We start from the raw sequence: 19243 nt of genomic DNA, 5'->3' as shown, positions 1-19243 counted from the left end.
TGCTCCCGGGGCGTGAGGGCCGCAAGGGCGAAACGCCCCGGCAACCAGGGGGGAGTGGTTCCATGAACGTGGTGCAGCCCTTCGAGGGCATCGGGGCCAGCGTGCGGCGCAAGGAGGACCGACGCTTCCTCTCGGGCAAGGGCCGCTACACAGACGACCTGAACCGGCCGGGCCAGGCCCATGCCTGGATCCTGCGCAGCCCGCACCCGCATGCGCGGCTGGGGGCCATCGACACGGCGGCCGCGCGGGCCGCGCCGGGCGTGCTGGGCGTCTTCACCGGCGCGGACATGCAGGCGGCGGGGGTGGGCGGGCTACCCTGCGGCTGGCAGATCCACAACAAGGACGGCTCGCCCATGGCGGAGCCGCCGCACCCCGTTCTGGCGGTCGGCAAGGTGCGCCATGTCGGCGACCCGGTGGCGGTGGTGGTGGCCGAGACCCGCGCCCAGGCGCGCGACGCGGCGGAGATGATCGCCGTCGACTACGACCCGCTCCCGGCCGTGGCGACGCTGGAGGGCGCCTTCGCCCCCGGCGCGCCGCTGGTGCATGACGAGGTGGCGGGCAATCTCTGCTACGACTGGCACCTGGGCGACAAGGGCATCACCGACGCCGCCTTCGCGGACGCGGCGAAGATCGTCACCTTCGAGACGACCAACAACCGCCTCGTCCCCAATGCCATCGAGCCGCGCTCGGCGATCGGCGACTACGACCCGACCACGGGCGAGCACACGCTCTTCACCACCAGCCAGAACCCGCATGTCATCCGGCTGCTGATGGCGGCCTATGTCCTGCACCTGCCGGAGAGCCGGCTGCGCGTGGTGGCGCCCGACGTGGGCGGCGGCTTCGGCTCCAAGATCTACCACTATGCCGAGGAGGCGATCGTCACCTGGGCGGCGGCACAGCTCTCGCGCCCGGTGAAGTGGACCTGCGAGCGGACGGAATCCTTCCTCTCCGACGCGCATGGCCGCGACCACGTGACGAAGGCGGAGCTGGCGCTGGACGGGGAGGGGAACTTCCTCGGGCTGCGGGTCTCGACCCGGGCGAATATGGGCGCCTATCTCTCCACCTTCGCGCCCTCGATCCCGACCTATCTCTACGCCACGCTGCTGGCCGGGGTGTACAAGACCCCTGCCATCTATGCCGAGGTGCAGGCGGCCTTCACCCACACCGTGCCGGTGGACGCCTATCGCGGCGCCGGCCGGCCGGAGGCGGCCTTCCTGCTGGAGCGCCTGGTGGACGTGGCGGCGAAGGAGACGGGTATCGACCGGGTGGAGCTGCGCCGCCGGAACTTCATCCGCGACTTCCCGCACCAGACGCCCGTCGCCCTGCAATACGACAGCGGCGACTACACCGCGACGCTGGACCGCGCCCTGGAGGCCGCGGGCTGGGCGGGCTTCGAATCGCGGCGGGCCGAGGCGAAGGCGCGCGGGAAGCTGCGCGGCATCGGCATCTCCACCTATGTCGAGGCCTGCGGCCTCGCGCCCTCGCAGGTGGCGGGCGCGCTGGGCGCGCGCGCGGGGCTCTACGAGGTCGGCAGCATCCGCGTGCACCCGACGGGCAGCGTGACCGTCTCCACCGGCTCGCATAGCCATGGCCAGGGACATGAGACCACCTTCTCCCAGGTGGTGGCCGACCGGCTGGGGGTGAGCTTCGACCAGGTGGAGATCGTCCATGGCGACACGGGCAAGGTGCCCTTCGGCATGGGCACCTACGGCTCCCGCTCGCTCTCGGTGGGCGGCTCCGCCATCATCAAGGCGGTGGACAAGATCGTCGCCAAGGGCAAGCGGATCGCGGCGCACCTGATGGAAGCCTCGGTCGAGGATATCGAGTTCGAGGGCGGCAGGTTCCGCGTCGCCGGGACAGACCGGGAGAAGACGCTGGCCGAGATCAGCCTCGCCGCCTATGTCCCGCACAACTACCCGCTGGCCGAGCTGGAGCCGGGGCTGGAGGAGACCGCCTTCTACGATCCGGCCAACTTCACCTACCCCGCCGGCTGCCATGTCTGCGAGGTGGAGATCGACCCCGACACGGGCCATGTGCAGGTGGTGAACTTCACCGCGGCCGATGATTTCGGCGTCATCATCAACCCGATGATCGTGCACGGCCAGGTGCAGGGCGGGGTGGCGCAGGGGGTCGGGCAGGCGCTGCTGGAGAACTGCGTCTACGACGAGAACGGCCAGCTCATCTCCGCCAGCTTCATGGACTACAACATGCCGCGCGCGGAGGACCTGCCGATGATCGCGCTGGACGGCAACGTGACGCCCTGCACCCACAACCCGCTGGGGGTGAAGGGCTGCGGCGAGGCGGGGGCCATCGGCTCGCCGCCCGCCATCATCAACGCCGTGGTGGACGCGCTGCGCGACACGGGCATCCGCCACGTCGAGATGCCGGCGACGCCGGCGAAGATCTGGGGCATCCTGCACGCGCAGGCCCCCGCCATGGCCGCCGAGTAAGAGGGACCGAGACGATGTACGATTTCGCCTATCACAAGCCCTCCTCCATCGCGGATGCCGTGGCACTGCTGGCGGATCCGGAGGCGCGGTCGATCTCCGGCGGGCAGACCCTGCTGCCGGCGCTGAAGCACCGGCTGAACCGGCCGAGCGCGCTGGTGGACCTCTCCGGCATCGCCGAGCTGAAGGGGGTGAAGCAGGAGGGCAACGAGATCGTCATCGGCGCCATGACGCGCCATCACGAGATCAACACGAATCCGCTGATCGTCGCCTCGATCCCGGCGCTCGCGAAGATGGCGGGCATGCTGGGCGACCCGGCGGTGCGCAACCGCGGCACCATGGGCGGCAGCCTGGCCAACAACGACCCGGCCGCGGACTATCCGGCCGCCGCCCTGGCCCTGGGCGCCACCTTCGTCACCGACAAGCGCCGCATCAAGGCGGACGACTACTTCCAGGGCATGTTCGCGACGGCGCTGGAGCCGACCGAGCTGCTGGTGGCCATCCGCTTCCCCGTCCCGGAGAAGGCGGGCTACGCCAAGATGCGCAACCCCGCCTCGCGCTACGTCATGACCGGCGTCTTCGTCGCCAAGGGCCCGAAGGGCGTGCGGGTGGTGGTGAACGGTGCCGGGCCGGGCGTGTTCCGGCAGTCGGAGATGGAGGCGGCGCTGGCCGCGAACTGGTCGCCCGAGGCGGTGGCCGGGGTGAAGCAGCCAGCGGACGTGCTGAACAGCGACATCCACGGCAGCGCCGAGTACCGGGCGCATCTGGTCACGGTGATGGCCAAGCGCGCGGTGGCCGAGGCGGGCTGATCCTTCCCGGCGGGCCCCCTGGCGGGCCCGCGGCTTGCCGGCCGATCGCGACAGGGCATGATGGCGGGATGCAGATCGACGATCCCGCCGTCGTCGCGGAAGTCCGCGCCGTCTTCGACCGCTACGAATCGGCCCTGATGGGCAACCGCCCGGAGGAGCTGGACGCGATCTTCTGGGCCGATCCGCGCACGGTGCGCTTCGGCATCGCGGAAATCCTCTACGGCCATGACGCCATCCGGGCTTTCCGCGCCTCGGTGAAGGCCTATGCGCAGCGGACGCACCGGCATGTGCGGATCATGACCTTCGGCCGGGACTTCGCGGTGACCAACCTGGAGTACCAGCGTGTCGGCGCCGAGCTGATCGGCCGGGAAACCAAGATCATGGTTCGCCTGCCGGACCTCGGCTGGCGGGTGGTCTCCGCCCATGTCTCGCTCCTGGCCGGGGATGATCCGGGCCGCCAGACGCGATGACCCGGCCCCATGTGGTGGTGATCGGCGCCGGCATCGTCGGCGTCTGCTCGGCCCTGGCCGTGCTGGCGGAGGGGCTTCGCGTCACCATCCTCGACCCCGGCGAGCCGGGCGGCGAGCAGGCGGCCTCCTACGGCAATGGCTGCTGGCTCTCGCCCATGTCCGTCATCCCGCCGGCCACGCCGGGGCTGTGGCGCAAGGTGCCGGGCTTCCTGGCCGATCCGCTGGGGCCACTCTCCATCCGCTGGTCCTACCTGCCGAGGGTCATGCCCTGGCTGCTGCGCTACCTCTGGTCCGGGCGGAACGAGGCCCAGGTGCTGCGGACGGCCCAGGCGCTGCGCGGCCTTCTGGTCGGCGCGCCGGCTCTGCACCAGGCCCTGGCCGAGCGCGCCGGGGTGGCGGAGCTGATCCAGCGGCGCGGGCTGATGTATGTCTACCCCTCGCGCGCGGCGTTCGAGGCGGAGGCCATGTCCTGGCGCATCCGCCGGCAGGTGGGCATCGCCTGGCAGGAGCTGGATGCCGAGGCGCTGCACCGGCACGAGCCGGAGCTGGGCCGGCAGTACGGCTTCGGCGTGCTGGTGGAGGAGGGGGGGCACTGCACCGACCCCGGCGCCTATGTCGCCGCGCTGGCCGCCCTGGCCCGGGCCGGGGGCGCAGCGATCCGGCGGGAGGCCGCGACGGGCTTCCGCATCGAGGGCGGCCGGCTGCGCGCGGTGCTCACCCCGGGCGGCGAGGTCGCGGCCGATCGCGCCGTGGTCTGCGCGGGCATCCGCTCCGCCCCGCTCGCGGCCCGTGTCGGCCCCTCCCTCCCGCTGGAGAGCGAGCGCGGCTACCACGCCGTGATCCGGGGAGCGGAGACGGGGCCGCGCACGCCCGTCATGCCCTCGGATGGGAAGATGGGGGTCACCATGACGCGCGCCGGGCTGCGCGCTTCGGGACAGGTGGAGATCGCGGGGCTGGACGCGGCGCCGGACTGGAGGCGCGCGGAGATCCTGCGCGATCATCTCCTTGCCGCCTTCCCCGGGCTGCCGCGCGACCTGCCGGCCGAGCGGGTGGGGTTCTGGATGGGCCATCGGCCCTCCATGCCGGATGGGTTGCCCTGCCTGGGCACGGCGCGGGATTGCGCCGATGTCGTGCTGGCGTTCGGGCATGGCCATGTCGGCCTGGTCGCCGGCCCGCGGACAGGCGAACTGGTGGGGGCGTTGCTCGCCGGACGCACCCCGGACCTCTCCTTGGTCCCTTTCGATCCCCGACGTTTCGGCTAGCTTTCCATTGGGGCACATGCCAGCATAGGACTACCGACCCCGCATTCTGCCGGGTCGCGGTGCTTGCGTGGATAGAAGAGACAGTGTTTCCCGACAACGATCCCCAGGGTGGCTCTGGGACCGTCGAGGCCGAGGTGAAGTGGTACAACGGGCGCAAGGGCTTCGGCTTCGTGCTCGGACCGGACGGCCAGGACGTATTTTTCCATGCCTCGGCCCTGACCGAGGCCGGCATCGAGCCCCCCGAGACGGGCGACAAGCTGGTTTGCGAGATCGGCACGGACCGTCAGGGCCGTCGTCTCGTCACCCGCATCACCGAGCTGCGCAAGGGCCCTGGCGGTGGTGCCGGCGGTGGCGGCGGCTTCGGGGATCGTCCGCCGCGCCGCGACTTCGGGGATCGCCCCCCGCGCCGTGACTTCGGCGGTGGCGGCGGCTTCGGCGGCGGCGGCGGCTATGGCGACCGTCCCCCCCGGCGTGACTTCGGCGGCGGCGGTGGCGGCTTCGGCGGTCCGCGCGGCGGTGGATACGGGGACCGTGGCGGGTTCGGCGGCGGCGGTGGTGGCGGCTTCGGGGCGCCGCGCGGCGGCGGCTTCGGCGATCGCCCCCCGCGTCGCGACTTCGGCCGCGACGAGGGTGGCCCGACCTATCCGATCAACGGCACCGTGAAGTGGTTCGACCAGGTCCGCGGCTTCGGCTTCGTGACCCCGGATGACGGTGGCCAGGACGTGTTCCTGCACTCCTCCGTGCTGCAGCGCGCCGGCGTCGCCGACGTGCAGCAGGGCCAGAAGGTCAATCTGGAGGTCCGCGACGGCCAGCGTGGCCGTCAGGCCGTGGTCCTCAAGGACAACTGAGCCACCCGGCTCCGGAAAGGCCCCGGCGCAGCGATGCGCCGGGGCTTTTTTCATGTCCGGGAGGTCGGAAAATGCTCGCCAGAGGACAGGTGCACTGGTAGCGTCTCTGACATGTCAGAGATCGACCGGATGTCATGTCGCTGATGACGCCTGTGGAGGCGCCACCCTCCCTCACCGACCGGGCAGTGTCCCAGCTTCGCCGCGATATCCTCGCCTGCCGCCTGCAACCGGGCGAGACGCTGTCCGAGGCTGGCACGGCCCAGCGCCTCGGTCTCGGCAAGGCCCCCATCCGCGCCGCCCTGGCGCGGCTGGCGGAGGAGGGGCTGATCCAGGCCGTGCCACGCCGCGGCTGGGTCGTTTCCCTGGTCACCATCCGCGACATCCATGAGGTCTTCGACCTGCGCCTCGTGCTGGAGCCGGAGGCGGCGCGCCGTGCGGCCGGGCGGGTGGATGCGTCCGCCCTGCACCGCCTCGACGATGTCTGCGCCTGCGGCTACCGGCCGGAGGACGAGGAGAGCACGCTCGCCTTCCTTGACGCCAACAAGGCCTTCCACGTCGCGGTCGCCGAGCTGTCAGGCAATGGCCGGCTGGCGCGGCAGGTGGACCGGTTGCTCGACGAGTCCACGCGCATGCTGGTGCTGGGCCTGCGCCGCCGCGACCGCACCGGCGAGATGGCGCACGAACACCACGCGCTGGTCGCCGCCATGGCGCTGGGCCGGGCCGGGGAGGCGGCGCGCATCATGCACGAACAGGTTTCGGCCAGCCGCGACATGGTGCTGGCCGCGCTCACCGCCCCCGATGCCGCCCTGGTGCTGTCGTGAACGCCATCGCCCTGCCGCGCATGGCCATGCGCCGCTCCCTGGACTCTCTGCTCGCCGCCGTCGCGGACGCGGTCGAGGTCCCGCTGCCCGGACGGCCGGCCGCCGTGGCCCGGGCGCTGGAGCCCTATCTCGACGATCCGCGCCTGCTCTCGGAGCACGACTGCCCTTGCGGCGAGAGCCGCTATGTCCGCCACCTGCTGCACGCCGATCCGGCCGGGCGCTATGCGGTCGTCGCGCTGGTGTGGAAGCCGGGGCAGATGAGTCCGATCCACGCCCACCGCACCTGGTGCGCGCTGGGCGTGCATCGCGGCACGCTGACCGAGAGCCATTACCGCGTGGACGGCGCCCTGCCGCTGCCCTCGTCGGCCGTCCTGCGCCGACCCGGCGAGGTCAGCCACGGCCCGGCCGACCCGACGCTGATCCACCGCCTGGCCAACCTCGACAGCCGCAACGCGGTGTCGATCCACGTCTATGGCGCGTCCTACGACCGCTTCGGCAGCGACGTGAACCTCGTCTACGCGGACTGAGCTATCGCGGCTTCATCACCGCCCAGGTGGTGGTGACGTGCACGGCCGTCTCGTCGGAGTCCTCGGCGCGGATCAGCACCTCGCCGAAGACCAGCGTGCCGCCGCGCTTCAGCACGCGCGCCTCGGCGATCAGCGGCCCCGGCCCGGTGCGGCGGAGGAAGTTGACGTTCATCGCGGCGGTCAGGGTGCTGTCCTTGCCCTCGGACTCGCCCATCCAGGCCGCCCAGAAGGCCACGTCCGCCAGGCCCATGATGGCGGGGCCGGAGACGGTATCGCCCGGCCGCAGCACCACCTCGGACCGCGGCAGGCGCAGGGTCGCCCACCCGCCCTCGGCGGCCAGGACCTCGATGCCCATCACCTCGGCCAGGGGCACGCCACGGCGCACCGTGGCGGTCAGCCATTCGGGCGTGACGGCGGGGGCCGCGGCGGTGCTCACGCCGCCACCCCGGCGACCACGCGGCCGGTGCAGGGATTGCTGCCGATCCAGTAGCACAGCTCCGCCGGCCGGCGGACGCGGTACAGCGCCAGGTCGCAGCGCAGCCCCGGCGCCAGCCGCCCCCGGTCGTGCAGGCCGAGCGCCGAGGCGGCGTGGCGCGTGACGCCGAGCAGCGCCTCCGCCACCGTCATGCGGTACAGGGTGCAGGCGAGGTTCAGCATCAGCAGCAGCGACCTTGCGGGGGAGGAGCCCGGATTCATGTCGCTGGCCAGCGCCATGTCCACCCCGGCCGCCCGCATGGCGCCGAGGTCCGGATGCTTCGCCTCGCGCAGGAAGTAGGTGGCGCCCGGCAGCAGCATGGCCACCGTGCCGGCCCTGGCCATCGCCGCCAGCCCCTCAGCATTGGCGTATTCCAGGTGGTCGGCCGAGAGCGCACCGTACTCCGCCGCCAGCGCCGCGCCGCCGAGGTCGCTGATCTGGTCAGCATGCAGCTTCACCGGCAGGCCGGCGCGGCGCGCGGCGTCGAAGACCAGTCGCGTCTCCTCCGGGGTGAAGGCGATGCGCTCGCAGAAGGCGTCCACCGCATCGGCGAGACCGGTGAAGGCGGCAGCGGGGATGATCGTCTCCGCCACATGGCGGGCGTAGTCCGTGCGGCGCCCGGCGAATTCCGGCGGCACCGCATGCGCGGCGAGCAGGGTGGTGACGACGGTGACGGCCGCCTCCGCGCCCAGCAGCCGGGCGACGCGCAGCATCCGCAGCTCGCTGTCGAGGTCGAGGCCGTAGCCCGACTTGATCTCGACCGTGGTCACGCCCTCGGCCAGCAGCCCGTCCAGCCTCGGGCGCGCGGCGGCCAGCAGCATCGCTTCGTCCGCCGCCCGGGTGGCGCGCACGGTGGAAAGGATGCCGCCGCCCGCCTTCGCGATGGTCTCGTAGCTGACGCCGTCGAGCCGTTGCTCGAACTCGCCGCTGCGGTCGCCGCCGAAGACGAGGTGGGTGTGGGCGTCGATCAGCCCCGGCAGCAGATGCGCGCCATGCCCGTCGACCACCCGGGACGCCTCGCCGGGCAGGGCGTCGCGCGGCCCGACCCAGGCGATGCGCCCGTCCTTCGCCGCCAGGGCGCCATCCGGGATCAGGCCGAGCGGGTGGTCCGGCGGCCCGTCCATGGTGACCAGGGTGACGTTCTGCCAGACCGTGTCGAAGCCGCTCATGAGGCGGCCTTCATGACAGTGGGCAGAGCGGGGCGAAAGCCCCGTCCCGGACCAGCCTCCCGACCGCGGCCAGGTCCGGCGCCATCTGCCGGTCCCGGTCCCAGGCCGCCGCCACGCCGCGCACCAGCCCGTGCGCCCGCTCCAGCGTCGCGGAGGAGCGCAGCGGCCGGTGGAACTCCACCGCCTGGGCGCCGCAGAGCAGCTCCACCGCCAGGATGTCGGAGAGGTTCCGCGCCATGGGCAGCAGCCGCAGCCCGGCGCCGGTGGCCATGGAGACGTGGTCCTCCTGGTTGGCGCTGGTCGGCAGGCTGTCCACGCTGCGCGGCGTGGCCATGGCGCGGTTCTCCGCCACCAGCGCGGCGGCCGTCACCTGGGCGATCATGAAGCCGGAGTTCAGCCCGCCCTCCTTCACCAGGAAGGCCGGCAGCCCCGACAGCACGGGATCGACCAGCAGGGCGATCCGCCGCTCCGACAGGGCGCCGATCTCGGCCAGGGTCAGGGCGATATGGTCGGCGGCGAAGGCGACCGGCTCGGCGTGGAAGTTGCCGCCCGACAGCACCTCGCCCTCGGCCGTGACCAGCGGGTTGTCGGTGACGGCATTGGCCTCCCGCCGCAGCACGGCGCCGGCATGGTCCAGCGTGTCGAGGCAGGCGCCCATCACCTGCGGCTGGCAGCGCAGGGAGTAGGGGTCCTGCACGCGCGGGTCGTTCTCGCGGTGGCTGTCGCGGATGGCGCTGCCCGCCATCAGCGCGCGCAGCGCGGCGGCAGCGCGGATCTGCCCCGGCTGGCCGCGCAGGGCGTGGATGCGCGCGTCGAAGGGCGTGTCGGAGCCACGCGCGCCCTCCGTGCTCAGCGCACCGGCGACGAGGCCGGTGCGCAGCAGGTCGCAGGCGACATAGAAGCCGTGCAGGGCGATGGCGGTGGAGACCTGGGTGCCGTTCAGCAGCGCCAGCCCTTCCTTCGGTCCCAGGGGGAGCGGCGCCAGCCCGGCGCGGCGCAGCGCCTCGACACCCGGGACGGTCTCGCCGCCGACGGTCGCGGCGCCTTCGCCGATCAGCACCAGCGACAGGTGCGCCAGCGGCGCGAGATCGCCCGAGGCGCCGACCGAGCCGCGCGCCGGGATCACCGGGAGGATATCGGCGCGCAACAGGGCCAGCAGCGCCTCCACCGTCTCCGGCCGTACCGCCGAGGCGCCGCGGGCCAGGGAGAGCGCCTTCATCGCCAGCACCAGCCGCACGATGGGGGCGGGGAGGGGCTCGCCCACCCCGGCGGCATGGCTGCGGATCAGGTTGAGCTGGAGCGAGACCAGGTCGTCCGCGCCGATGCGGGTGCCGGCCAGCTTCCCGAAGCCGGTGTTCACCCCGTACATCGTCTCCCCCGCCGCGAGACGCTTCGCCAGGGCGGCATGGCCCCGGGTGACGACGTCGCGCCAGCCCTCGGCCAGCACCAGCGGCGCGCCGCGGGCGATGGCGAGCAGGGCTTCCAGCGGGGCGTCGCCGGGCGTCAGCACGACCTCGGTCAGCGGGGCGCTCACCGGCCGTCTCCCAGCATCGGCAGGTCGAGACCCTGTTCCCGGGCGCAGTCGATGGCGATGTCATAGCCCGCATCCGCGTGGCGCATCACGCCCGTCGCCGGGTCGTTCCACAGCACCCGCCCCAGCCGCCGCGCGGCCTCCGGCGTGCCGTCCGCCACGATCACCATGCCCGCATGCTGGGAATAGCCCATGCCGACGCCGCCGCCATGGTGCAGCGACACCCAGGTCGCGCCCGAGGCGGTGTTGAGCAGCGCGTTCAGCAGCGGCCAGTCGGAAACGGCGTCGGAGCCGTCCATCATGGCCTCCGTCTCGCGGTTCGGGCTGGCGACGGAGCCGGAATCCAGGTGGTCGCGGCCGATCACCACGGGCGCCTTCAGCTCCCCCTTCGCGACCATCTCGTTGAAGGCGAGTCCGAGCCGGTGCCGCTGCCCCAGCCCCACCCAGCAGATGCGCGCCGGCAGGCCCTGGAAGGCAATGCGCTCGCGCGCCATGTCCAGCCAGCGGTGCAGATGCGGGTCGTCGGGGATCAGCTCCTTCACCTTGGCGTCCGTCTTGTAGATGTCCTCCGGGTCGCCCGAGAGCGCGGCCCAGCGGAAGGGTCCGACGCCGCGGCAGAAGAGTGGGCGGATATAGGCGGGCACGAAGCCGGGGAAGCCGAAGGCGTTCTCCAGCCCCTCGTCCTGGGCCATCTGGCGGATGTTGTTGCCGTAATCCATCACCACGGCGCCCAGGCGCTGGAAGTCCAGCATGGCCTGCACCTGCGCCACCATGGAGTGCTTGGCCGCCGCCGCGACCGCCTTCGGGTCGCTCTCGCGCTTCGCCTGCCATTCGGCCAGCGTCCAGCCGGCGGGCAGGTAGCCGTTGACCGGGTCGTGCGCGCTGGTCTGGTCGGTGACGATGTCCGGCACCACGCCGCGCCGGACCAGCTCCGGGAAGATCTCCGCCGCATTGCCCAGCAGCCCGACGCTGATGGCGCGCTTCTCGGCACAGGCCGCCCGGATCATGGCCAGGGCGCCGTCCAGATCATCGGCGCGGTGGTCGAGGTAGCGCGTCTCCAGCCGCTTCTCGATGCGCGAGGGCTGGCACTCCACCGCCAGCACGCAGGCGCCGGCGAAGGCGCCCGCCAGCGGCTGCGCCCCACCCATGCCGCCGAGCCCGCCGGTGAGGATCCAGCGCCCGGCGAGATCGCCGCCGAAATGCTGCCGCCCCGCCTCGGCGAAGGTCTCGTAGGTGCCCTGCACGATTCCCTGGGAGCCGATGTAGATCCAGGAGCCGGCCGTCATCTGGCCGTACATCATCAGCCCCTTGCGATCGAGCTCGCTGAAATGCTCCCAGTCGGCCCAGTGCGGCACGAGGTTGGAGTTGGCGATCAGCACGCGCGGCGCGTCCGCGTGGGTGGTGAACACGCCCACCGGCTTGCCGGACTGCACCAGCAGCGTCTGGTCCTCGCGCAGCCGGCGCAGCACGGAGAGGATGGTCTCGTAGCTCTTCCAGTCGCGCGCGGCGCGGCCGATGCCGCCATAGACCACCAGCTCGGCCGGGTTCTCCGCCACCTCGTCGTCGAGGTTGTTCATCAGCATCCGCAGCGCGGCCTCGGTGGTCCAGTGCTGCGCCGTCCGCTCCGGACCGCGCGGGGCGCGGATGGCGGGGGCGTTGCGGAAGCGGTCGGGAGCGTCGGGCATCGGGGGGATTCCTCGGCGTGGGGTCAGGTCGGGTCGGTCAGCCGGTAGCGGCCGGAGATCTCGAAGCGGCTGGCCGGCTGGGTCAGCACGGCCAGGGTGGTCGGCCGCCCGGCGCGGAAGGTGCGGCGGCGGATGACCAGGCAGCATTCCCGCGCGTCCACCTTCAGCAGGGCGCGCAGCGCGGGATCAGGCAGGACGGCGGTGACGGACTGCTCCATTTCCTCCGCCCGGCCCTCGCGTTGCAGGTAGGAATAGGTGGAGCAGGCAGCGAAATCCTGCTCCAGGTAGCGCGGCAGGTAGTCGCGGCGGATGGTGCGGTGCTCCAACTGGATCGGCACGCCGTCGCCCCGGTGCAGCACCTCGGATTCGAACACCGGCTCGCCCGGGGCGAGGTCGAGCAGCGCCGCAGCCTCCGCCGGCGCCGGCACCGATCGCAGGGCGCGCAGGGTGCAGGACCAGGCCATGCCGCGCGCCGCGATCTCCTCGGCCACGTCCTGCAGTTCGGCGAGGCCGAAGCGCGGCCGCCGCTCGGCGACGAAGGTGCCCAGGCCCTGGACCTTGCGCACCAGCCCCTGCCGCGCCAGCTCGGCGAAGGCGCGGCTGATGGTGATGCGGGAGACGCCCAGCATCGGCCCCAGCTCGTTCTCGCTCGGCAGGCGCGTGCCCGGCGGCCATTCGCCGGCGGCGATGCGGTCGCGCACATGGTCCTTCACCCGCTCATAGCGCGGCCGGGTGTCGGGGGCGGGCAGGTCCATCACGCCGGCTCGGTCACTGGGCGGCCGCGAGCGCCTTGCGATAGCCGAAGGCGCGGTCGAAGCGGTTCAGGATGTGCTGCCCGGCGGTGATCGGCTCGTACCGCGCCTCGGCATCCGGCACGCCCAGGGCGCGCGGATCGACCACGGCGGAGAAGTCCGGGTCGTAGAAGGTGGCGATGGAGAAGCGCTCCTGCCCGGAGCGGTTCAGCACCCGGTGCGGGGTGGAGGCGAAGCGGTCGTTGCTCCAGCGCCCGAGCAGGTCACCCACGTTGACGACCATGGTGCCGGGCAGAGGCGGGGCCTCGATCCACTGGCCGCTCTGCCGCTCGCGCACCTGGAGGCCGCCCTTGTCGTCCTGCCAGAGCAGGGTGATGCAGCCGAAGTCGGTATGGGCGGCGACGCCGAACTCCTCGGCATCCGCATCCGCCTGCTGCGGCGGGTAGTAGATGGCCTGGGTGCGCTGGAGCGGCTTGCGGTAGCGCGCGGCGAAGAAGGCGGGGTCGATGCCCAGGCTGACCGCCACGGCGGAGAGCAGCGCGGCGCCGCAGGCCCCGACCTCGCGGTAATAGGCCGAGAAGGCGGGCTGCACCGCCGGCGCGAAGGCGGGCCACTGGTTCGGGCCGCGCAGCTTCTCGCCGGCCAGCACCGTCTCGTCATCGGCCGGCAGCTCCAGCCCGATCGAGAAGAACTCCTTGCGGTCGGCGAGCTTCGCGCCCTCCATTAGCGCGCCGCCCATGGCGTGCCAGCCGCGGTGCAGGGCGTTGGCGGCGACCAGGCGCTTGGTCTCGGTCGGCAGGTGGAAGAGGTCCCGCGCGGCCGTCACGGCGGCATCGATCACCGGCTGCGGGATGCCGTGCCCACGGATGTAGAAGAAGCCCGGGCCGGTGCAGGCGGCGCGGATCTCCGCCGCCACGGCCTCCACGGCGCGGGGATCGACGGCGCCGGGGGAGCCGGCGCGCAGGCTGGCGATGTCGATGACGGGCAGCGAGACGGTCATGCGGGCGGTTCCTGCGGGGTGCGGGGGCGCGTTGCGGGGGCGGCCGGGCGAGGTGCCCCCGCGGCAGGCCGGCGGAAGCTCCCCATCCCTGCGGGCATCTTGTGGAGGTCAGGTTGCTATGTCAACATGTCAGGCAAGACGGCGACCTGCGCCGCGGCACGGCTGGACCAGACGCATCCGGGCACACATCCTGCTTGGCGGCACGACATGCCCCGGCAGGGGTGTCCTGCCCATCAGGAGAGGCTGCATGACCGACCTTCCCCACCGGACCGGCCGTATCGGCCGCCGCTCCCTCGGCCGCCTCGGGGCCGCGCTGGGTGCCGCCGCGCTGGCCACGCCCACGCTGCTGGTCCGCCGCGCGCAGGCCAACGCGCTGGACAAGGCCAAGGCCGCCGGCGTGCTGAACGTCGCCACCGAGCTGCACTTTGCCCCCTTCGACTTCAGCGAGGGCGGCAAGCAGGTCGGCTTCAACAGCGAGGCCTTCGCCGAGATCGGCAAGGAGCTGGGGGTGAAGGTCACCTTCCAGGACCTGCCCTGGGAGGCCGTGCTGCCGGGCCTCGAGGCCGGGCGCTACGACATGGTCGCCGGCCCCGCCACCATCACCAGGGCGCGCATGGAGCGCTACCGCTTCACCGCCCCGGTGGCCGATGCGACGGTCGCCTTCCTCAAGCGGGCCAACGATGCGAGCATCACCAAGCCCGAGGACGTCTCCGGCAAGGTGATCGGCTCGGGCAAGGCGACGGCCCAGCTCGCCCAGACCCAGGCCTGGGTCGCCAAGCTGCCCAAGCCGCCCGAGGTGCGGGAATACGTCTCCTTCTCCGAGGCCTATGCCGACCTCGCCGCCGGCCGCATCGTCGCCGTGGGCAACTCACTCTCCAACATCGCCTACACGGCGAAGCAGCGGCCCAACGTCTTCTCCGTCGTGATGCCGACCTTCGGGGCCAAGACCTATTTCGGCTTCATCGGCCGCAAGGACCCGGACAGCGCGCCGCTGCTGGACGCGGTGGATGCCGCGCTGGACAAGATGCGCGCCGACGGGCGGCTGGCCGCCTTGCAGACCAAGTGGCTGGGGCAGAGCTTCGACCTGCCCGCCCGCGTCACCGAAGCGGCCGTCTGACGCGGCGCGGATGGACGCGGCCTTCCTTGCGGAAGCCTGGCCCGCGCTGCTGCGCGGCGCCTGGGCGACCATCCTGGTCTCCGCCATGGGCATCGCGCTGGGCTTCGGCTTCGGCGCGGTGATCGCGGCCGCCTCCACCGCCCCCTCGCGCCTCGCCCGCGGCGCGGCGCGGGTCTACGTCTCCTTCTTCCGCGGCGTGCCGCTGCTGGTGCAGTTGCTGCTCTCCTACTACGCGCTGCCCTTCCTGGGGCTGGACGTCTCGCCCTGGGTCGCGGCGGTCGGCACCGTCGGGCTGTGCTGCGCCGCCTATGCGGGGGAGATCCTGCGCGGCGGCCTCTCCACCGTGCCCGTCTCCTCGCTGGAGGCGGCGCGGCTCTCCGGCCTCTCGCCGACCCAGACCTTCCTGCGCATCCGCCTGCCCATCGCGCTCGCCGCCGTGCGGCCGGCGCTGCTGAACGAGGCGACGATGATCCTCAAGGCCTCGGCGCTGGTCTCCGTGGTGGGGATCGCCGAGATCACCCGCAACGCCCAGGCCATCGCGGCGTCCACCTTCCAGCCGCTGGAAGCCTATGCGCTGGCCGGCGCCTTCTACCTGGCGCTGACCCTGGCGCTGGTCGGCCTCGGCTCGATCCGGCGGCCGCGCTCGTGAACGTCCTCGTCCAGGCCTTCTGGGCGGCGGTGCAAGGGCTGCCGCTGACCCTGCTGATCTGGCTCGGTGGCTCGGCGCTGGGGATGGTGCTGGGGCTGCTGGTCGCCTGCCTGCGCCACCTGGGCCCCGCGCCGTTCAACTGGGTGCTGGGGGTGGTGGTGGAGCTGTTCCGCGGGACGCCCTTCCTGGTGCAGTCCTTCCTGCTCTACTACGGCGGCCCCTTCATCGGGCTCGACCTGCCGGCGGTCGGCGCGGGGCTGCTGGCGCTCAGCCTCTATGGCGGCGCCTATTTCTCCGAGATCTTCCGCGGCGCCTTCGCGGCGGTGCCGCGGGCGCAGCTGGAGGCGGCGCGCATCTGCGGCCTCAGCCACGCCCAGACCGTCGCCCGCGTGCTGCTGCCCGGCGCGGCGCTGGCGGCCCTTCCTTCCCTGGTCAACATGACCATCCTCATGGTCAAGGAGACGGCGGTCCTGTCCATCATCACCGTGCCCGAGATCACCTTCCGGGTCTCCTCCGTCGGCACCGCGACCTTCGCCTTCGCCCCCGCCATGATGGTGCTGGCGGTGTTCTACTGGGCGCTGGTGGAGGCGATGGCGACGCTGGGCCGCCTCGCCGAGCGCGTCACCGCGAAGGCACTCGCGGCATGAGCGACGCCCCCCTGCTTATTGCATCCGGCCTCGAACGCCGGGTGGGCGACATCGAGATCCTGCGCGGCGTCTCGCTGGAGGTGCAGCGTGGCGACGTGCTGGGAATCATCGGCCCTTCCGGCTCCGGCAAGTCCTCGCTGCTGCGCTGCATCGCCGGGCTCGACCCGCTGAACGCCGGCGCCGTCACCGTCGCCGGCAAGGCGGCGCGGCCGGGCGACGGCGCCATCGGCATGGTGTTCCAGAACTTCGCCCTGTGGCCGCACCTGACGGCTGAGGAGAACGTGGCCATGCCGCTGCGCGTGGCGCGCGGCGTGAAGCGGGAGGAGGCGCGGCAGGTCGCCCGCGCCGCCCTGTCCCGCGTCGGGCTGGGCCAGCTCACCGCGCGCAAGCCTTCCGCCATGTCCGGCGGGCAGCAGCAGCGCGTGGCCATCGCGCGCACCATCGCCGCCCGGCCGAACGTGGTGCTGTTCGACGAGCCCACCGCCAGCCTCGACCCCGAGCTGACGACGGAGGTGCTGGACGTGATCCGCGACCTGGCGCGGGACGGGTTGACCATGCTGGTGGTGAGCCACGAGATGGGCTTCATCCATTCCGTCGCGAACCGCGCCATCTTCATGGACCATGGCCGCATCCTGGTGGACGGCCCCACCACCCGGGTCTTCGACCGGCCGGAGGAGGAGCGGCTGCGGCGCTTCCTCGACTCCTACCTCAGCCGCGTCGCCTGGTCGGCCTGAACGACAAGAACGGAGGAACAGGTCATGCAACCGCTCTCGCCCGCGCTGGAGGAACAGCTCTCTGTCCTGCGCCCGCAATACGAACGCGACGGCGCCGTCTGCGTGCGCGGCGCCTTCGGCCCGGAATGGCTGGCGATGCTCGACCGCGGCGTGGAGCGCAACATCGCCGCGCCCGGCCCGATGGGGAAGACCTATACGCCGGAGGGCAAGCCCGGCCGGTTCTTCGCCGACTACTGCAACTGGCAGGCCAATCCGGAATTCCGCGAGTTCCTGCTGGAAGGCCCCGCCGCCGCGATCGTCGGCCGCATCATGGGCGCGACCAAGGTGAACCTGTTCCACGAGCACGTGCTGGTGAAGGAGCCGGGCACGCTGGAGCCGACGCCCTGGCACCACGACCAGCCCTATTGGACGGTGGATGGCGACATGGTCTGCTCGCTCTGGATGGCACTGGAGCCGGTGCCGCGCGAGGCGGGCGTCGAATACATCGCCGGCTCCCACCGCTGGGGCCGCTGGTTCCGCCCGAAGCGCTTCGCCGACCAGAAGGATCACCCGACCGACGAGTTCGAGACCCTGCCGGACATGGACACCGTGCGGCGCGAGAACACCGTGCTCGGCTGGGATCTTGCGCCGGGCGACTGCGTCGTCTTCCACGGGCTGACGCTGCACGGGGCGCCGGGGAATGCGCTCCCCACCCGCCGCCGTGCCGTGTCCTCGCGCTGGAGCGGCGACGACGCGACCTATGTGCTGCGCCGCGGCTTCATGTCGCCGCCGCCGCTGCCCGGCGCGCCGGAGCCGGGGGCGCCGATGGACAGCGCGCTCTACCCGGTGGTCTGGCGGGCCTGATCCCGTGCTGACCAGCGTCTTCGCCCCCGCCGCGCTGCTGCCCGGCGGGTGGGAAAGCGACGTGCGCCTCGACATCGACGCGCGCGGCGACATCGCCGCCGTGGCGCCCGATGCGGCGGCACGCGACGTCCTGGCCGCGGGCGGGCGCGTCCTGCGCGGGCCGCTGGTGCCGGGGATGCCGAACCTGCACTCCCACGCCTTCCAGCGCGCCATGGCCGGCGGGGCGGAGCGGCGCAGCCCGGCCGGGCGCGACAGCTTCTGGACCTGGCGGGAGACGATGTACCGCTTCGTCGGCCTGCTCTCGCCCGAGGACGCCCAGGCCGTCGCGGCCCAACTCTACGCCGAGTGTCTGGAACACGGCTTCACCGCCATCGCCGAGTTCCACTACCTGCACCACCAGCCGGACGGCACGCCCTATGCCGACCGCGCGGAGATGGCGATGCGCCACCTGGAGGCGGCGCGGGAGACGGGGATCGGCATCACCCTGCTGCCCAGCCTCTACCGCTATGGCGGCATCTTCGGGGCGGAGCCCAATCCCGGGCAGCGTCGCTTCCTCAACGACCTCGACGGCTTCGGCGAGATCGTCGCCGCCTGCCGCGCCGCGTCGGCCGGCGATCCGCAGGCGGCGGTGGGCGTGGCGCCGCATTCGCTGCGCGCCGTGACGCCCGCGATGCTGGCCGCCGTCTCGGGCGAGGCGGGGCCGATCCATATCCACGCCGCCGAGCAGGTGCGGGAGGTGGAGGAATGCCTCGCCGCCACCGGCGCGCGCAGCGTGGAGTGGCTGCTGCACAACGCCCCGCTCGACGCCCGCTGGTGCCTGATCCACGCCACCCACATGACGGAGGCGGAGAGCACCGGCCTGGCCGCGACCGGCGCCGTCGCCGGGCTCTGCCCCTCCACCGAGGCCAGCCTGGGCGACGGCGTCTTCGGCCTCTCCACCTGGCTGGGGGCGGGCGGGGCGCTGGGCATCGGCACGGACAGCCATGTCGGCACCGCACCGCGCGATGAGCTGCGGCAGTTGGAAACCAGCCAGCGCCTCCACCTCCAGGCCCGCTCCGTCGCGGCGGACGAGGCGTCGCCGCATCCCGGTCGCCGGCTGTTCGACGCGGCGCTGGCAGGCGGGGCGCGGGCCAGCGGCCGGCCGATCGGCGCCATCGCCCCGGGGTGCCGCGCCGATCTGGTGGAGCTGGACCCGGACCACCCGATCCTGTCCGGCCGCAACGGCGACGCGCTGCTCGATGCCTGGGTCTTCAGCGGCCAGGGCAACCCCGTTCGGACGGTGGTGGTGGGGGGCCGCCCCGTGGTCGAGGGCGGCCACCACATCGCCGCGGGCACCATCGCGGAGGGCTATCGCGCCGCCCTGGGGCGCCTGCTGGCGTAGCGGCCAGGGAGACCAGCGACGGGGCCGGCCACCGGCGTCACCGCCGCCGGCCCGGGAGGGCGGGACCGTCCGCCAA

Annotated in this window: 19 protein-coding genes; 13 read left to right on the top strand and 6 right to left on the bottom strand. The window is 72.7% G+C overall.

The annotated features are described in order from the left end of the window. Positions 1-62 precede the first annotated feature (62 nt). From LPC08_RS10970 to LPC08_RS10935, 7 genes are all read left to right on the top strand, one after another. Complete coding sequence (locus LPC08_RS10970) at positions 63-2450, top strand: xanthine dehydrogenase family protein molybdopterin-binding subunit (protein WP_230452711.1); 2388 nt, start codon at positions 63-65, stop codon at positions 2448-2450. Positions 2451-2464: 14 nt separating this feature from the next. Then, entirely contained in the window at positions 2465-3256 is a 792-nt protein-coding gene (locus LPC08_RS10965) for an FAD binding domain-containing protein (RefSeq protein ID WP_230452710.1), read from the top strand. Positions 3257-3324: 68 nt separating this feature from the next. After that, positions 3325-3726 carry an oxalurate catabolism protein HpxZ gene (gene hpxZ / locus LPC08_RS10960; RefSeq protein ID WP_230452709.1) on the top strand — a complete coding sequence of 134 codons (402 nt, stop codon included), beginning with the start codon at positions 3325-3327 and terminating at the stop codon, positions 3724-3726. Then, positions 3723-4988 carry an NAD(P)/FAD-dependent oxidoreductase gene (locus LPC08_RS10955; protein ID WP_230452708.1) on the top strand — a complete coding sequence of 422 codons (1266 nt, stop codon included), beginning with the start codon at positions 3723-3725 and terminating at the stop codon, positions 4986-4988. Before hpxZ ends, LPC08_RS10955 begins: the two co-directional genes overlap by 4 nt. A gap of 83 nt (positions 4989-5071) precedes the next feature. After that, a complete protein-coding gene (locus LPC08_RS26225) occupies positions 5072-5836 on the top strand; it encodes a cold-shock protein (protein ID WP_304622083.1) in 765 nt (254 codons plus the stop codon). Between the two features lie 143 nt (positions 5837-5979). After that, the gene (locus tag LPC08_RS10940; protein WP_230452707.1) at positions 5980-6657 is read left to right on the top strand and encodes a GntR family transcriptional regulator; all 678 of its coding nucleotides are present in this window, start codon (positions 5980-5982) and stop codon (positions 6655-6657) included. Then, positions 6654-7184: a cysteine dioxygenase family protein gene (locus LPC08_RS10935; RefSeq protein WP_230452706.1), complete on the top strand. Its 531-nt coding sequence runs from the start codon at positions 6654-6656 to the stop codon at positions 7182-7184. The genes LPC08_RS10940 and LPC08_RS10935 overlap by 4 nt, the downstream gene beginning before the upstream one ends. A 1-nt stretch (position 7185) precedes the next feature. On the opposite strand, the gene LPC08_RS10930 is transcribed toward LPC08_RS10935, so the two are convergent. Genes LPC08_RS10930 through LPC08_RS10905 form a run of 6 tightly spaced genes read right to left on the bottom strand, consistent with a single transcriptional unit; the run spans position 7186 to position 13796 of the window. Next, positions 7186-7620 (bottom strand): PaaI family thioesterase, encoded by a 435-nt coding sequence (locus tag LPC08_RS10930; RefSeq protein WP_230452705.1) that lies wholly within the window; start codon positions 7618-7620, stop codon positions 7186-7188. Beyond that, positions 7617-8828: an imidazolonepropionase gene (gene hutI / locus LPC08_RS10925; RefSeq protein ID WP_230452704.1), complete on the bottom strand. Its 1212-nt coding sequence runs from the start codon at positions 8826-8828 to the stop codon at positions 7617-7619. The genes LPC08_RS10930 and hutI overlap by 4 nt, the downstream gene beginning before the upstream one ends. Before the next feature lie 10 nt (positions 8829-8838). Further along, positions 8839-10362: a histidine ammonia-lyase gene (gene hutH / locus LPC08_RS10920; protein ID WP_230452703.1), complete on the bottom strand. Its 1524-nt coding sequence runs from the start codon at positions 10360-10362 to the stop codon at positions 8839-8841. Next, positions 10359-12044, bottom strand: coding sequence for a urocanate hydratase (hutU, locus tag LPC08_RS10915; RefSeq protein ID WP_230452702.1), 1686 nt, complete (start codon positions 12042-12044; stop codon positions 10359-10361). The genes hutH and hutU overlap by 4 nt, the downstream gene beginning before the upstream one ends. A 23-nt stretch (positions 12045-12067) precedes the next feature. Continuing rightward, entirely contained in the window at positions 12068-12799 is a 732-nt protein-coding gene (gene hutC, locus LPC08_RS10910; protein WP_230452701.1) for a histidine utilization transcriptional repressor HutC, read from the bottom strand. 13 nt (positions 12800-12812) lie between these two features. Continuing rightward, a complete protein-coding gene (locus tag LPC08_RS10905) occupies positions 12813-13796 on the bottom strand; it encodes an isopenicillin N synthase family dioxygenase (protein ID WP_230452700.1) in 984 nt (327 codons plus the stop codon). Between the two features lie 247 nt (positions 13797-14043). On the opposite strand from LPC08_RS10905, the gene LPC08_RS10900 reads away from it, so the two are divergent. From LPC08_RS10900 to LPC08_RS10875, 6 genes are read left to right on the top strand one after another with little or no spacing between them, the layout of a single operon-like run. Further along, entirely contained in the window at positions 14044-14913 is an 870-nt protein-coding gene (locus tag LPC08_RS10900; RefSeq protein ID WP_230452699.1) for a transporter substrate-binding domain-containing protein, read from the top strand. Positions 14914-14923: 10 nt separating this feature from the next. Continuing rightward, positions 14924-15562, top strand: a complete 639-nt coding sequence (locus LPC08_RS10895) for an amino acid ABC transporter permease (protein ID WP_230452698.1) — start codon at positions 14924-14926, stop codon at positions 15560-15562. After that, the gene (locus LPC08_RS10890) at positions 15559-16209 is read left to right on the top strand and encodes an amino acid ABC transporter permease (RefSeq protein ID WP_230452697.1); all 651 of its coding nucleotides are present in this window, start codon (positions 15559-15561) and stop codon (positions 16207-16209) included. Before LPC08_RS10895 ends, LPC08_RS10890 begins: the two co-directional genes overlap by 4 nt. Next, positions 16206-16943 carry an amino acid ABC transporter ATP-binding protein gene (locus tag LPC08_RS10885; RefSeq protein ID WP_230452696.1) on the top strand — a complete coding sequence of 246 codons (738 nt, stop codon included), beginning with the start codon at positions 16206-16208 and terminating at the stop codon, positions 16941-16943. The genes LPC08_RS10890 and LPC08_RS10885 overlap by 4 nt, the downstream gene beginning before the upstream one ends. 24 nt (positions 16944-16967) lie before the next feature. Beyond that, positions 16968-17786, top strand: coding sequence for a phytanoyl-CoA dioxygenase family protein (locus LPC08_RS10880; RefSeq protein ID WP_230452695.1), 819 nt, complete (start codon positions 16968-16970; stop codon positions 17784-17786). Between the two features lie 4 nt (positions 17787-17790). Beyond that, the gene (locus tag LPC08_RS10875; protein WP_370643330.1) at positions 17791-19167 is read left to right on the top strand and encodes a formimidoylglutamate deiminase; all 1377 of its coding nucleotides are present in this window, start codon (positions 17791-17793) and stop codon (positions 19165-19167) included. The last annotated feature ends 76 nt before the right edge of the window (positions 19168-19243 follow it).

Origin of the sequence: Roseomonas sp. OT10, from assembly GCF_020991085.1 — a bacterium.
Taxonomy (GTDB): domain Bacteria; phylum Pseudomonadota; class Alphaproteobacteria; order Acetobacterales; family Acetobacteraceae; genus Roseomonas; species Roseomonas cutis.
Note: the sequence above shows the minus strand (reverse complement) of the source record. Positions and strands in the feature narration are given on the sequence as shown.

Coding starts and splice junctions, on each gene's coding strand:
- LPC08_RS10970 (WP_230452711.1), top strand. CDS start 63: ATGAACGTGGTGCAGCCCTTCGAGGGCATCGGGGCCAGCGTGCGGCGC.
- LPC08_RS10965 (WP_230452710.1), top strand. CDS start 2,465: ATGTACGATTTCGCCTATCACAAGCCCTCCTCCATCGCGGATGCCGTG.
- hpxZ (WP_230452709.1), top strand. CDS start 3,325: ATGCAGATCGACGATCCCGCCGTCGTCGCGGAAGTCCGCGCCGTCTTC.
- LPC08_RS10955 (WP_230452708.1), top strand. CDS start 3,723: ATGACCCGGCCCCATGTGGTGGTGATCGGCGCCGGCATCGTCGGCGTC.
- LPC08_RS10940 (WP_230452707.1), top strand. CDS start 5,980: ATGACGCCTGTGGAGGCGCCACCCTCCCTCACCGACCGGGCAGTGTCC.
- hutI (WP_230452704.1), bottom strand. CDS start 8,828: ATGAGCGGCTTCGACACGGTCTGGCAGAACGTCACCCTGGTCACCATG.
- hutU (WP_230452702.1), bottom strand. CDS start 12,044: ATGCCCGACGCTCCCGACCGCTTCCGCAACGCCCCCGCCATCCGCGCC.
- hutC (WP_230452701.1), bottom strand. CDS start 12,799: ATGGACCTGCCCGCCCCCGACACCCGGCCGCGCTATGAGCGGGTGAAG.
- LPC08_RS10905 (WP_230452700.1), bottom strand. CDS start 13,796: ATGACCGTCTCGCTGCCCGTCATCGACATCGCCAGCCTGCGCGCCGGC.
- LPC08_RS10900 (WP_230452699.1), top strand. CDS start 14,044: ATGACCGACCTTCCCCACCGGACCGGCCGTATCGGCCGCCGCTCCCTC.
- LPC08_RS10895 (WP_230452698.1), top strand. CDS start 14,924: ATGGACGCGGCCTTCCTTGCGGAAGCCTGGCCCGCGCTGCTGCGCGGC.
- LPC08_RS10885 (WP_230452696.1), top strand. CDS start 16,206: ATGAGCGACGCCCCCCTGCTTATTGCATCCGGCCTCGAACGCCGGGTG.
- LPC08_RS10880 (WP_230452695.1), top strand. CDS start 16,968: ATGCAACCGCTCTCGCCCGCGCTGGAGGAACAGCTCTCTGTCCTGCGC.